General features: G+C 71.9%; 16 protein-coding genes and 1 tRNA gene. 8 read left to right on the forward strand and 9 right to left on the reverse strand.

Annotated elements, in window-relative coordinates:
- The first annotated feature begins 176 nt into the window (after positions 1-176).
- The gene (locus ACIBTV_RS05460; protein ID WP_396702672.1) at positions 177-779 is read left to right on the forward strand and encodes a hypothetical protein; all 603 of its coding nucleotides are present in this window, start codon (positions 177-179) and stop codon (positions 777-779) included.
- 23 nt (positions 780-802) lie between these two features.
- Here the strand turns inward: ACIBTV_RS05460 and ACIBTV_RS05465 are convergent, their stop codons facing one another.
- The 7 genes from ACIBTV_RS05465 to ACIBTV_RS05495 all read right to left on the reverse strand — a co-directional run bounded on the left by ACIBTV_RS05465 (position 803) and on the right by ACIBTV_RS05495 (position 4,738).
- Entirely contained in the window at positions 803-1,768 is a 966-nt protein-coding gene (locus ACIBTV_RS05465) for a DUF4034 domain-containing protein (RefSeq protein WP_396702674.1), read from the reverse strand.
- A 53-nt stretch (positions 1,769-1,821) separates the two neighbouring features.
- The gene (locus tag ACIBTV_RS05470) at positions 1,822-2,361 is read right to left on the reverse strand and encodes a MauE/DoxX family redox-associated membrane protein (protein ID WP_396702676.1); all 540 of its coding nucleotides are present in this window, start codon (positions 2,359-2,361) and stop codon (positions 1,822-1,824) included.
- Positions 2,355-2,849, reverse strand: coding sequence for a hypothetical protein (locus tag ACIBTV_RS05475; protein ID WP_396702677.1), 495 nt, complete (start codon positions 2,847-2,849; stop codon positions 2,355-2,357). Before ACIBTV_RS05475 ends, ACIBTV_RS05470 begins: the two co-directional genes overlap by 7 nt.
- Positions 2,850-2,921: 72 nt before the next feature.
- Entirely contained in the window at positions 2,922-3,095 is a 174-nt protein-coding gene (locus tag ACIBTV_RS05480) for a hypothetical protein (RefSeq protein WP_396702679.1), read from the reverse strand.
- A 2-nt stretch (positions 3,096-3,097) separates the two neighbouring features.
- Positions 3,098-3,595: a hypothetical protein gene (locus ACIBTV_RS05485; RefSeq protein WP_396702681.1), complete on the reverse strand. Its 498-nt coding sequence runs from the start codon at positions 3,593-3,595 to the stop codon at positions 3,098-3,100.
- A 23-nt stretch (positions 3,596-3,618) separates the two neighbouring features.
- On the reverse strand, positions 3,619-4,131 hold the full coding sequence (locus ACIBTV_RS05490; protein ID WP_396702683.1) for a hypothetical protein: 513 nt from the start codon (positions 4,129-4,131) through the stop codon (positions 3,619-3,621).
- Positions 4,132-4,141: 10 nt separating this feature from the next.
- Entirely contained in the window at positions 4,142-4,738 is a 597-nt protein-coding gene (locus ACIBTV_RS05495; protein WP_396702685.1) for a hypothetical protein, read from the reverse strand.
- 280 nt (positions 4,739-5,018) lie between these two features.
- Between ACIBTV_RS05495 and ACIBTV_RS05500 the strand changes: the two genes are divergently transcribed.
- From ACIBTV_RS05500 to ACIBTV_RS05525, 6 genes are all read left to right on the forward strand, one after another.
- Positions 5,019-5,114 (forward strand) — tRNA-Sec (locus ACIBTV_RS05500).
- Positions 5,115-5,247: 133 nt separating this feature from the next.
- Complete coding sequence (selB, locus tag ACIBTV_RS05505) at positions 5,248-6,981, forward strand: selenocysteine-specific translation elongation factor (RefSeq protein WP_396702686.1); 1,734 nt, start codon at positions 5,248-5,250, stop codon at positions 6,979-6,981.
- Between the two features lie 295 nt (positions 6,982-7,276).
- Entirely contained in the window at positions 7,277-8,296 is a 1,020-nt protein-coding gene (locus ACIBTV_RS05510; RefSeq protein WP_396702688.1) for a sulfate ABC transporter substrate-binding protein, read from the forward strand.
- Entirely contained in the window at positions 8,293-9,141 is an 849-nt protein-coding gene (gene cysT, locus ACIBTV_RS05515) for a sulfate ABC transporter permease subunit CysT (protein WP_396702690.1), read from the forward strand. Before ACIBTV_RS05510 ends, cysT begins: the two co-directional genes overlap by 4 nt.
- On the forward strand, positions 9,134-9,973 hold the full coding sequence (locus tag ACIBTV_RS05520) for a sulfate ABC transporter permease (RefSeq protein ID WP_396702692.1): 840 nt from the start codon (positions 9,134-9,136) through the stop codon (positions 9,971-9,973). Before cysT ends, ACIBTV_RS05520 begins: the two co-directional genes overlap by 8 nt.
- A complete protein-coding gene (locus tag ACIBTV_RS05525; RefSeq protein WP_396702694.1) occupies positions 9,970-10,980 on the forward strand; it encodes a sulfate/molybdate ABC transporter ATP-binding protein in 1,011 nt (336 codons plus the stop codon). Before ACIBTV_RS05520 ends, ACIBTV_RS05525 begins: the two co-directional genes overlap by 4 nt.
- Positions 10,981-11,007: 27 nt before the next feature.
- On the opposite strand, the gene ACIBTV_RS05530 is transcribed toward ACIBTV_RS05525, so the two are convergent.
- Together ACIBTV_RS05530 and ACIBTV_RS05535 are read right to left on the reverse strand one after the other, a co-directional pair.
- Positions 11,008-11,259: a hypothetical protein gene (locus ACIBTV_RS05530; protein WP_396702696.1), complete on the reverse strand. Its 252-nt coding sequence runs from the start codon at positions 11,257-11,259 to the stop codon at positions 11,008-11,010.
- Positions 11,256-11,489, reverse strand: coding sequence for a hypothetical protein (locus tag ACIBTV_RS05535; protein WP_396702698.1), 234 nt, complete (start codon positions 11,487-11,489; stop codon positions 11,256-11,258). Before ACIBTV_RS05535 ends, ACIBTV_RS05530 begins: the two co-directional genes overlap by 4 nt.
- A 442-nt stretch (positions 11,490-11,931) precedes the next feature.
- Here ACIBTV_RS05535 and ACIBTV_RS05540 point away from each other — a divergent pair, with 442 nt between their 5' ends.
- Positions 11,932-12,927, forward strand: coding sequence for a glycoside hydrolase family 11 protein (locus ACIBTV_RS05540; RefSeq protein WP_396702700.1), 996 nt, complete (start codon positions 11,932-11,934; stop codon positions 12,925-12,927).
- Positions 12,928-13,109: the final 182 nt, after the last annotated feature.

The raw sequence follows: 13,109 nt of genomic DNA on the forward strand, positions 1-13,109 counted from the left end.
CGTCCCGGGTGCCGGCGCCGCCGGGACCGTCGGCAGCTGTCGACGGATCGGGTGTCGGCGGGCTACTCTCCGGCCGGATTCCATCGACGGAGGGGCATGTCGTGTCGCGTCGTACCGGAAAACCCTCGTACCTGCTCCCGCCGGCCGGTCGACCGCGACGGCCCGGGGTCCGCACGATGGGCGGCATCGTTGTCGCCGCGCTCGTCGCGGGCGTGGTCGGCGCGTTGATCGGGCTCGCGGTGGGGCGCCCGTCGGAGACCGAGGCGAGCATCGCCGAGCTGCGGGCCGCCGAGGCCGAGCGTGACGTACGGCAGATCATCGAGTTGACCGCGTTGGCCCGTCGGACCGGCGAGCAGGTCTCGCCGATCGTCCTGGCGGTCACCCGGGCCGGGGAGACCGGACGCGCGCCGGCCGTCGCCGAGGTCCGGCAGTGGCAGCAGACGATGCGCCAGCTGACCGAGGGGTTCGCCGATCCGCCGTCCGGCGGAACCGCGACCAATGTCGCCCGCGGTGGGCTACGAAGCGCCGTGGAGCAGGCGGCGCTGGCGGTCGACCTCGCCGCCCTGGCCGCGGCCGGGCCCGCCGCCGCGAGCCGGGAGCAGTTGGCGCTCGCGGCGCGGCAGGCGGACCTGGCCGTGGCCACCTGGTCGGTGGCGGCGACGCAGCTCGACCAGATCAACATCAACGCCGGTCAGGGTCACCAGCACGTGCACCTCGACGGCGGCGAGGAGCACGGTGCGATGACGCGGGACGGCGCGGCCGAGGGCACCGGCGGCTGACCCCGCCGGCCCCCGTGGCGGGGTCAGGAGACGTGCTCGTGGACCCAGTCGCGGGAGCGGATGAAGGCCTCGACCGGATCGCCGACGTAGGCCCAGGGCCACTCGCTGACGCGGTCGCCGAGGAGCTCGAAGACCCGTGCCGCCGCCTCGAACTCGTGCGCCAGCTCCAGGGCGAGAGCGAACACGCTCGCCCGTGGGACGAAGCCGAACGCCGGCCGGAACGTGGGGTGGAAGATCGATTTCTCGGCGGCGGCGAGCAGCTCGGCCCGTACCTCATCGGACTGGATGTACTCGTCGTCCTCGCCCCGCGGCATGTCCAGCCACTTCTCGACGTGCGCGACGGCCACCAGTTCGGGCAGCAGGCTGCCGTCCGGCGCGGACGCGGTGACCTCCCGGGCGAACGCGAACATCTGCTTCTCGTCGCCGAACCACTTGGGGCACAGGTACTGCAGCCGCTGCTCGGCCGCGACGACGTGGCCCGGGTGCCGCTTCGCCACCTCGTCGAAGCGGGCGCGGGCCTCCACCGGGTCGAGCTGACGACCGCGGGACGAGGTGACCAGCCAGGTCCGGGCGGTCACGTCGTCCGGGTCACGGTCGATGACCTCGTCCAGCGAGTTCTCCGCGATGCGCAGCCGACGGGCGAACTCCCGGAACTGGTCCTGGCTCGTGTACTGGGCGCGCTTGCCGCCACGCGCCTCCCAGGCCCAGAAGACGGCGTGGCAGCCGCGGACCAGCACCGGGAGCGTCGAGTCCGGCTCGGCGTCCACCCACTCCTGGATCCAGTCCTGAAGGTCGGTCGCGCCCTGCACGGCCTCCATCAGGAAGGCGCGGCTGTCCGGGTCGGGCGTGGCGACGAGGATGTCCCGTGCCGTGCGCCAGTCCCGCGCGTTCAGCGCGTCGATGAACGCCCGCGCCTGCGGGTCGCCGTACGCCGGGTCGATGACGAGCCCGGGCTGCTCCGGCTGCCGGCGCTTCTTGAACGGCCACATGATGATCTCCTCAGCGAATCGAGCGCTGAGGATACCGACATGGCGTCTCCGCGTCACGCGCCGGTTCCGCGGACCTCGGAGACGGCGTCCAGAACGGCGACGACGTAGCCGGCGAGCCCGGCGACGGCCGCGGCCACGGCCAGCGCCACCAACCGTTCCGACACGTCGGAATTGGCCGGGGCCAGCACGGCGGCCAGCCCGGCCGCCGCGGCGAAGCCCACCGCTCGCGTGATGGCGGGCCCACCCGCGCGACCCCGTTCGCCGAAGCAGCCGCACGGCACCGTCCCGGAGCGGCGACGCAGCGCGCCCAGGTAGGCGGCGAAGCCGGTGTACTGGACGGCGGCGGCGAGGCAGGCGAAACGCCAGGCGCTCTGGCCGCCGGCCAGGAAGGCGACCGCGCCGAACAGGCCGGTGAGCAGGTGAACAGCCTCGATGCCGGCCGCCACCGCGGCCCCGCGCAGGCCGGGGGGCAGCAGTCGGTGTCGGTCCAGGGTGTGCCGCAGCGGCATTCGGGTCGCCAGCCGCTGGAGCGCGGCCGCGACCAGCAACAGGTGGCCGGCGAGGGCGACGATCGCAAGCGTGACGTTCACCATGGGCGATGCAGCGCCAGCGCGACCACGAGCGCCAGGAAGCCGGCCGCGACGAGCTGGCCGACCAGCCGCAGCACGTCGAGCAGCTGATCGTCCCACTCGGCCGGGTTCGCGTGGCTGGACCGGACCAACGGCATCAACGCCCGCCCGATGCCGAACCCGAGACCGGCGGCGAGGCCGGGACCGATCCCGCCCACCAGCACCACCGCGGCGACGAGAGCGTGCGGAAGCGCGGTTGGCATGAACGTCCGAACGCCGGTTCCCATCTCGAATCCGAACTGCAGCGGCCCGGACACGTCGGCCTGCGGAATGATCGTCTGCGGCACGGCCCGGCGGTTCTGCGGCAGCGAGAGCGGCCGCCCGGCCACCTCGAACCCGAGAAGCACCACCATCAGGCCCGCGAACACGATCCACCGCGCCATGTCGGGGATGACTGAGACGAACCCGCCCAGGATCCCGACGACGAGCCCGCTGAGCAGCGCACCGGTCAACAGACCGGTGACGAAGTACTTCTGCTGTCCTCGCCAGACCGACGACGTCAGCAGATCGGCGGAGTTGAAGCTTCAAACCGAGCCGGAGATGGAGTATCCCGCGGTGACTCCGAGGAGGGTCCACACCAGCACGGTGAGCGCCAGCGGTCGGGCCGGTACGGCTGCCAGCAGGGCCGCCGCGCTCAGGGCGAGCGCGGCGACCGCTGGCGTGACCGGGTGTACGAGAGCCCGTCTGACCGTCGTCATGGTCACGGATTCGACCAGGAACAGATGCGGAACGTGGAGTTGGGCTCGCCGCGTGCCTGCTGGTAGCCGTCGGCGCATCGGTACGGCGTGCCGTTGTGGGTCCACCGCCAGGCGTTGCGCTGGCCACCACTGGGGCCGCAGGCCTTCACCGGGCCGCTGGAGAAGACGCTGTCGTGGTAGTTGAGGAACCAGCCGTCACTGCCGCAGTAGCTCCGGCTGTACGGCGCGCCGACGCAGATGATGCCGTCATAACTGTAGACGCTGCAGTTGCCGTACTCGGTGCCCACCGTCGCTCGCGCCGGCCTGGATCCGGAGAGCGGAACCCAGCTCAGCACGTTGAGCGCGAGCGCGCCGCCGAGCGCACCGGCGGTCTTGAACAGCGTGCGCCGTCGCGCGCGAAGCCCTGCGTGCAGCTCGCTGGTGGCGGCGCGGGTGGTGGCACCCGCGGGAGCGGGGTCGTCGACCGATGGCACGTCTGCCCAGAAGTCTTTGCCGTCCATGGGGTCCTCCCGTGAGTTGAGGGCTAGGGCGCGTCGGCGGGAACGATGTCGAGCAGGTCGTACAGGTCCTTCGTGGAACCCACCACCCGGCGCCACTGCTCGGTGCCGTCGGGGTCGTACTTGACCAGCGACGGAGTCACGCCGATGGCGATCCGCCCCAGCAGCGCGGAGTCCACGACGACGCGCACCCGATCACCCGGGAACCAGTCGCGGCACGAGGCATCGGCGGTCAGCGCGGCGAGATGGCCCGCGCGGTAGCTGTCGGCGAGGCCGACCAGTTCGCTCGCCCGGTCACGGCATGCCGGGCACGTCGAGTGGACAACCATGACGTAGGTCGGCCGGGCGTCCGCCGCGGCGAACTCGGGCACCGCCCGCACGGGCGGGGCCCGAAACTGGGCGGGACCGCCGGCCGTGTGTGCCTCGACGAGGCCGGCTTGCAGGTCGCGGATCATCTTCAGCATCGCGGCGCTGGCGAACAGCAGGAGCACGACACCGAGCAGGGCCAGGACCGCGATCGAGTTGAACAGATTCTGCATGCCGGGCCCGCTAGGAGAGGCGGAAGTTGACGGAGCCGGCGAGCGACGCCAGCCCGTCGTCGGCGGGATCGAAGGCGGTGACGAACGCCGCGGTGCTCTCGTTGGCCAGCAGCACCGTGCGCTGGGCGATGGTGCCGTCGGCGGTGAGGAGGTCGTCGCGCCACAGCTGCCCACCGGGCACCGTCTTGCCACCGCTGTGCGGGATCTGCACCGTCGCGGTCTCCAACGGTTTCAGCGTCACCGTGCCGACCTCGGGGATGACGTTGGCACCGAGCGTGTACTCCACGGACGCGCCGGAGCCGCGGCGGGCGCGGATCACGATCCCGTCGCGGGAGTCCGTGATGGACAACGGAGCCAACATCGCGGGCAGGGCGTCCAGGGACACCCTGGTGCCGTGCACGAACGTGGAGACCTCGTGGTAGTCGCACTGCAGCACCAGGGTCGTTCCGTCCTGCCCGAGATGCTCGATCGCGACCAGCCGGTTGTCGCCGAGGCTCGCTTCCCGGATGGCGACGGGCTCGGGGTCCTTCCGGTAGAAGCCTTCCTGGCCACCGCGGATCCCGGCGTGCAGGCGGTACCGATTGCTCTGATGCTGGATCCAGAGCATGTAGAGCCATGGTGCCGAGAGGCCGTAGGGATTGCCGGACACGGTCAACGTTCGGCCGTCAGGGAAAGTTGTTTGCACCGTGTGCCCCCAGTTCGTAAACGCCTGTCAGGACGCAGCGATCGTATCGAGATGTGTCGACATTCTCCAGGGCCGAGCGGCCGTCGTTTCCCTTGTCGCGCAATGCTTTTCCAAGTACTTGAACCGTCCTTCGTGTGGATCGGGCATCACGCGATCAGCCGGTCGCGCCTATGATCGGCATCGCCGATCCACGATGCGGCCTGGAGGCGGGCGGGTGCCTGGTGGCCCTCACGGTCTTCAACACCGATGCGGCCGGGTCACCCGGCCGGGCGGGTTCGATTCCCGTACGCCTCCGCCACGCTCGTCCAGGCTCGAACGGGGAGGTCTCGCGATGACGAACTCACGACGCGACGCCGGCGACGGCCCGCACGCCGTGCCAGGCGAGCCGGGCACGGGCGGCGGCGCCACGCGCCCTCGCCTGGGTTGAGCCCATGCACGTCGTCGCCACCGCCGGCCATGTCGACCACGGCAAGTCCACGCTCATCCGGGCGCTCACCGGAATGGAACCCGACCGGCTGGCCGCCGAACGCGCCCGCGGAATGTCCATCGACCTCGGCTTCTGTTGGACCACGACGGCCGAGGGGCAGCCGGTGGCCTTCGTCGACGTGCCCGGGCACGAGCGCTACCTCGGCAACGCGCTGGCCGGAGTGGGACCTGCCCCGGCGGTCCTGTTCACCGTCGCGGCCGACGAGGGATGGATGCCCCAGGCCGAGGAGCACCTGGCCGGCGTTGACGCCTTCGGCATACGTCACGGCGTACTCGCCGTCACCCGCGTTGACCTCGCCGACCCCACGGCCACCACGGAACAGGCGCGGAACCGCCTGGCCCGCAGCAGCCTGCGGGACATCCCGACGGTCGCGGTGAGCGCCGTTTCCGGCGTCGGCCTGGGCACGCTCCTGTCCGTCCTGGCTGATCAACTCGCCCGCCTCACGCCACCGGATCCCGCCACCCCGACGCGGCTGTGGGTCGACCGCTCGTTCAGCGCCCGAGGATCGGGCACGGTGGTCACCGGTACGTTGACCGGAGGCACCCTGACCGTCGGCGACGAGCTGTACGTGCCACGGCTGGACCGGAGGCTGCGGGTACGCGGCCTGCAGTGCCTCGGCGAGCCCGTGGCGGACGCGACGGCCACCGCGCGGGTCGCGGTCAACCTGCGTCACGTCCACGCCGACGATCTGTCCCGCGGGGACAGCCTGGTGAGCCCGGCGGACTGGCTCCGGGTCGGCGCCGTCGACGTCCGGTGCCACGGCGACCTGGGCGGAGGCCTGCCGCGGGAGATTCTCGTGCACGTCGGCACCGCCGCGGTCGCCGCCACCACACGACCGCTGGGTGCGGACCTCGTCCGCCTCAACCTGTCGGCGCCACTGCCACTGCACATCGGAGACCGCATCGCGCTGCGGGTGCCGGGAAGCCGTCGCATCGCCGGGGCAACCGTACTCGATCCCCATCCGCCGGCGTTGCGCCGTCGCGGCGCAGCGAAAGCGCGGGCCGCGCAACTGGCGACCGTCACCGGGGTCCCCGACGCGGACGCCGAGCTGGACCGGCGCGGACCGATGCGGGAAGGCCTGCTCCGCGCGGTCGGCGCGCCACCGACGGCCACCCCGCTGGTCGGTGACTGGCACGTGTCCAGCACCTCTCTGGCCGCGATCCAGGCGGCCATCCACGCCGTGGTTGCCGCCGCGGCGGCACCGCTCTCCGTGGAGGCGGTCCGTCACCAGCTCCAGCTTCCCGACGTCCGCCTGGTGCTGAGCCTGCTGCCCGACACGGTGCGGCTGCGTGCCGGGCTCGTGGAGCCTGCCACCGGCGCACCCCTCCCGCCCGGCACCCAGGCCGCGCTCGACCGCGTGCGGGCCCGACTGGTCGCGGCCCCGTTCGACGCCCCCGATGCGTTGGCCCTGGACCGTCTCGGTGTGGACCGGGCAGCGCTTGATGCCGCCGTCCGCCGGGGACAGCTCGTCCGCGTCGGACCGAACTACCTCTTGCCGGACGCGTTCGAGCGTGCCCTGCGGCAGCTGAGGACCCTGCCGCAGCCGTTCACGGCCAGTGCGGCGCGGCTGGCCCTGAACACCAGCCGTCGCGTGATCATTCCGCTGCTGGAGCACCTGGATCAGCTCGGTGCGACCGAATGCCAACCCGATCGCCGTCGTGTGGTGACAGTTCGCTGAACTTCTGCTTGACGGAGCACCCCGCCTAGGCCACTATTCCTACATGTCAGGTAGGAAACATCGAGAAGCGGGGGATGACCCCGTCCGTCCCGGGACCGCCACCTGACGTGGCGACGCCGTGACCTGCCACGGCGTCGCCACCGGCGCGGTGACACCTGGCGGTCCGTCAACCGGCCCGCCGGAGACATCGTCGACAACGCCACACCCGCCGACCTGCTCGCGGCCCGCCACGAGCAGCCGTCGGCTCTCGCCATGGACGTCGCGCCGACGCGCGCCGAAGGAGGATGGGTTCCCCATGAAGACCAGGAGCACGGTCGCCGTCGCTCTCGCGCTCGTGACCGCGCTGGCACTGTCCGCCTGCGGCGGCGGGCAGGCGGCGGGCGGCTCGACGACGCTGAGCATCGTCGGCTACGCGGTGCCCGAGGCCGCCAACAAGGCGATCGCCGCACAGTGGAACAAGACCGACGCGGGCAGGGGCGTCCGCTTCCAGACCTCGTACGGCGCCTCCGGCGACCAGAGCCGCGCGGTGGTCTCCGGCCTCAAGGCCGACTACGTGCACTTCTCCGTCACCAGCGACGTGACGCGACTGGTCGACGCCGGACTCGTCGACGCGAGCTGGGACGACGGCCCGAACAAGGGCATCGTCTCGTCGTCGGTGGTCGTGCTCGCCGTCCGCAAGGGAAACCCGAAGAACATCCAGGGCTGGGACGACCTGATCAAGCCGGGCATCGGCATCGTCACACCCAACCCGGCCTCGTCCGGCGCCGCCCGCTGGAACGCCCTCGCCGCCTGGGGACACATCGCCGCCAACGGCGGCACCGACGCGCAGGCCGAGGATTACCTGACGAAGCTCTTCGCGAACGTGGTGGCACTGCCCAACAGCGGCCGGGACGCCACGACCGCCTTCCTCGGTGGCACCGGCGACGTCCTGCTCGCCTACGAGAACGAGACGATCCTGGCCCGCCAGAACGGTGAGGACCTCGACTGGGTCCTGCCCGCCACGACCATCCTCATCGAGAACCCGGGCGCGGTGCTCAAGAACGCCGACCCGAAGGCGAAGGAGTGGCTCGACTTCGTCCTCGGCCCACAGGGTCAGCGCCAGTTCGCGCTGACCGGCTTCCGCCCGATCATCGACGGCGTCGACACCACCGGCGTCAAGGGCGCCATCGACCCGGACAAGCCCTTCCCGACGCCGCAGAAGCTGCTCACCGTGGAGAAGGACTTCGAAAGCTGGTCGGCACTGTCCAAGAAGTTCTTCGACGAGAAGGACGGCATCGTCACCACCGTCATCGCCGCCTCCGGGAAGGCGAAGTGACCTCGACGGCGGTGGCCGCGGACCGGCCGGCGGGCAGCCGCGGGCCGGTCCGCACCGGCCTGCCCCTGAGCCCGGTCTCCGGCCTCGGGCTCGGCGTCGCGATGCTGTGGTTCAGCCTGCTCGTGCTCATCCCGTTGGCCGCCGTGGTCGTGACCGCCTCCCAGGGCGGCTGGGACGCTTTCCGGGCGACCGTGACCAACGAGCAGACCGCGGCCGCGATCCGGCTCACGGTCGGCACCGCGTTTCTCGTGACGCTGGTCAACGTCGTGATGGGCACGCTCATCGCCTGGGTGCTGGTGCGGGACCGGTTCGTCGGCAAGCGGCTGCTGGAGGTCCTCATCGACATCCCGTTCGCCCTGCCGACGATCGTCGCCGGCCTGGTGCTGCTGTCCCTCTACGGCCCGGCCGGCCCGCTCGGCGTCGACGTGGCCAACACCCGGGTCGCGGTGTTCCTCGCGTTCCTCTTCGTCACGCTGCCGTTCGTCGTACGGACCGTGCAGCCCGTGCTGGCCGAGCTCGACCCGGAGGTCGAGGAGGCCGCCGCCTCGCTGGGCGCCAACCGGTTCACCACCTTCCGCCGGATCATCCTGCCCAGCCTCACCCCGGCCATCGCGGCCGGCGCCGCGCTGTCGTTCGCCCGGGGCGTCAGCGAGTACGGCTCCCTCGTCCTGCTCTCCGGGAACCTGCCGATGCGTACCGAGGTGGCGTCCGTCCGCATCCTCAGCAGCATCGAGAACGACAACCCGGAGAGCGCGGCGGCGGTGGCGGTCGTGCTGCTGGCGATCTCGCTCGCCGTCATCGTCGTGCTCGACGTCCTCCAACGAAGGGTGGTGCGCCGTGGCTGACCACTCGACCGCCGTCCGGGTGCCCGCCGGCCGTCGCGGCCCCGGCCGCCACCTGCTGCGCGCGGTGGTCACCGCCTACCTGTTCCTGCTCGTCGCCTGGCCGCTCTACCTGGTCGGACGCAACGCGTTCGCCGACGGCCTCACCGACCTCACCGCGATCCTCGCCGACCCCGACGTCGTGCACGCCCTGCGGCTCACCGTCGTCATCGCGGTCGTCGCCGTCGTCATCAACACGGTGTTCGGCGTCGGGGTGTCGCTCCTGCTGGTCCGCTACGACTTCCCCGGCAAGCGAGCGCTCAACGCCCTGCTGGACATGCCGCTGTCGGTGTCCCCCATCGTCGTCGGTCTCGCCCTCGCGCTGGTCTACGGCGGTCGCACCGGGTGGTTCGGGCCCACGCTCGAAGCCGCCGGCCTCCAGATCATCTTCGCCGTGCCGGGCATGGTCATGGCCACGGTGTTCGTGGCGCTGCCGTTGGTCATCCGTGAGGTCGTGCCGGTTTTGCAGGAGATCGGTGACGAGCAGGAGCAGGCCGCCCGGAGCCTCGGCGCCACCGCGTCGCAGACGTTCCGCCGGATCACCCTGCCCGCCATCAAGTGGGGCGTGATCTACGGCGTGGTGCTGAGCCTCGCCCGGTCGCTGGGCGAGTTCGGCGCGGTCAAGGTCGTGTCCGGCAACGTTCTCGGCCAGACCCGCACCGCGACGCTCGTCGTCGAGGAGAAGTACCTGAACTTCGACAAGGGCGGGGCGTACGCCACCGCCTTCCTGCTCGCCCTGGTCGCGGTGGCGAGCATCATCGTCGTGTCCCTCCTCCGGCCAAAGGAACCCCGGTGAGTATCGAGATCGCCAACGTCGGTAAGCGTTTCGGAGGATTCGTCGCCCTCGACGACGTGTCGGTGAGCATCCCGGCGGGTCAGCTCACCGCGCTGCTCGGCCCGTCCGGCGGCGGTAAGTCCACCCTGCTGCGCATCATCGCCGGCCTGGAACGCGCGGACCACGGGCGCGTCGAGATCGACGGCGTCGACGCGACCGGCCTGCCCCCGCAGAAGCGCAACGTCGGCTTCGTGTTCCAGCACTACGCGGCCTTCAAGCACCTCTCGGTGCGGCGCAACGTCGCCTTCGGACTGGAGATCCGCAGACGCGACAAGGGCGAGATCCGTCGCCGCGTCGACGAACTGCTCGCCCTGGTGCACCTGGAGCAGTTCGCCGACCGGCTGCCGTCCCAGCTCTCCGGTGGTCAGCGGCAGCGGATGGCCCTGGCCCGCGCGCTGGCCGTCGAACCGACCGTGCTGCTGCTCGACGAACCGTTCGGCGCGCTCGACGCGAAGGTCCGCAAGGAGCTGCGCGACTGGCTGCGCCGGCTGCACGACGAGGTGCCCGTCACCACCGTCTTCGTCACCCACGACCAGGAGGAGGCGCTGGAGGTCGCGGACGAGATCGTGGTGATCAACGAGGGGCGGGTGGAGCAGATCGGCTCGCCCGACCAGTTGTACGACGCCCCCGCCAACGAGTTCGTCATGCGCTTCCTCGGCCCCGCCACCCAGCTCGGCGACCAGTTGGTCCGCCCGCACGACGTGCAGATCCGGACCGTCGGCGTCGATCCGGCCGCGGTCGCCGGACGGGTCGGCCGGGTTACCCGCGTCGGCTTCGAGATCCGCGTCGACGTCACCACCGACGCCGGCCAGGTCGTCGCCGTCACGCTCACCCGTAACGAGTTCCGGGCCCTCGGCGTCGACACCGGCGCGGCGGTGTGGTTGCGGATCGCGCCAGACAGCCCGACCACCACCGCGCCCACCCCACGGCCGGCGTCCGCCACGCCCAGTCTCGCCGGTTCCCGCTGACCGCTCGGCCGCTCGGGCCGGTCGCGGCTACCGCCGCCAGGTCGCGATGGCCCGGACGGCCTCGCGGGCAGCCCGATCCAGGACGGCGGGGTCGGCGCTGGTGCCCTCCCACCCCTGGTCGTCGAGGACGGTCGCCACACCGTCCACCCGGATCACCACGATCTGGCTGCTCGCCTCGCCGCCGGCGGGTTGCCCGTCGGGGTTCGTCGGCGGCCAGGTCCGGGTCAGCAGCAGCGCCTCGTCGCCGAGCCCGGACAGGGGCCGGGCCTCGACCGTCACGGCGCCGCCCTCCCGCCCGTACGTCGGACACGCCGCCACGGCGTCGCGGACCCGGCGCAGGTAGTGTCCGCCGCGCCGTCGCCGGCGAACGTGAAGATCGTCTGGTGGATCATGCCCTGCGGCACGGAGCCCTCCGGGGCGCCGGGCTGCTGGTAGGTGACGGTCATCGAGGCGCCGGCGGTCGCGCCCGCGGTGGGGGACGGGTGCGTGGTCTGCGCCGTCGGCGCCACCGCGGCCGAAACGCCGACCGTCGGTGCCGGGCGGGGCCGCCGGACAGGCTCCGAAAGTTCCGGTCCTGCGCAGCCCTGCGGGCACCGTGATCGCGGGTTCCCCCGCTGCCGGGACATGTGACCGTGGATGATCCCAGCAGCGTCTATGGCGTTTGGCGGTCGGCTGCGGCGCGCGACGCGTCTTCCGAAACATTTCCGAAACTCATTGACACCCGTCTCGGAACGGTCCAATACTTTCGGCATCGCCTGGCTTCGATGCCTGTCGATCCGGGTCCCCGTCACCCGACCCGGTTCCGCCGGCCGCCACCACCGCGACGGCCGGTCCGCCCCACCACGTCGTACGACCCGACGCGCCGTGGCCGAGGCCCGGAGAGTCGACCTCGGTGCCGTGGTCGTACCCGGCTGCCTGGCCTCCCCGCCAGCCCTCACGAGGAGGAAGCACGTGAACGACGTTCCCGTCCCACCGCGGACCCGCGGACGCGGCCGCCTCAGGCTGCTCGCCAGCGGTGCCTGCGCCGTCGCCGTCGTCATCGCCACCACACTGCTGCCCAGCGCGGCCAGCGCGGCGGTGACCTCGAACCAGACCGGCACCCACGACGGCTACTTCTACTCGTTCTGGACCGACAGCCCCGGCACCGTCTCCATGGAGCTGAACTCCGGCGGCGGTTACAGCACCTCCTGGCGCAACACCGGCAACTTCGTCGCCGGCAAGGGGTGGAGCACCGGCGGTCGCCGGAGCGTGAGCTACTCCGGCAGCTTCAACCCCTCCGGCAACGCCTACCTGACCCTCTACGGGTGGACGAGGAACCCCCTCGTCGAGTACTACATCGTGGACAACTGGGGCACCTACCGGCCCACCGGCACGTACAAGGGCACCGTCACCAGTGACGGCGGCACCTACGACATCTACCAGACCACCCGCTACAACGCCCCGTCCATCGAGGGCACCCGGACCTTCAACCAGTACTGGAGCGTCCGGCAGTCGAAGCGTACGGGTGGGACCATCACGTCCGGCAACCACTTCGACGCGTGGGCCCGCAACGGCATGAACCTGGGCAGCCACGACTACATGATCCTGGCCACCGAGGGCTACCAGAGCAGCGGCAACTCCGCCATCACGATCGGCGGCGGCGGAGGCGGCGGTGGTGGCGGCGGAGGCGGCGGGGGCGGGGGCGGCTGCACCGCCACCCTGTCGGCCGGGCAGCAGTGGGGCGACCGTTACAACCTCAACGTGTCGGTCTCCGGCTCCAACTCCTGGACGGTGACGATGAACGTCCCGTCTCCCGCCAGGGTCCTCGCGACCTGGAACGTCAACGCGAGCTACCCCAGCGCGCAACAGTTGGTCGCGACCCCCAACGGCAACGGCAACAACTGGGGCGTGACCATCCAGCACAACGGCAACTACACCTGGCCGTCGGTCTCCTGTTCCGCCGGCTGACACCCGACCGGCGCGGACCCGTCCGGACCCTGGTCCGCCGACGAGCCCGCGCCGGACCGGCCGGGGGGGGGGGGGGGGGGGGGGGGGGGCGGCGCGGGGGGGGGGGCGCCCCCGGGGGGGGGCCCCGGCCGCGCGGGGGGGGGGCCGGCGCCCCCGCGCCCGCGCGGCCGCGGGGCGCGGGC

Source organism: Micromonospora sp. NPDC049366 (genome assembly GCF_044466625.1).
In the GTDB taxonomy this organism is placed as follows: domain Bacteria; phylum Actinomycetota; class Actinomycetes; order Mycobacteriales; family Micromonosporaceae; genus Micromonospora.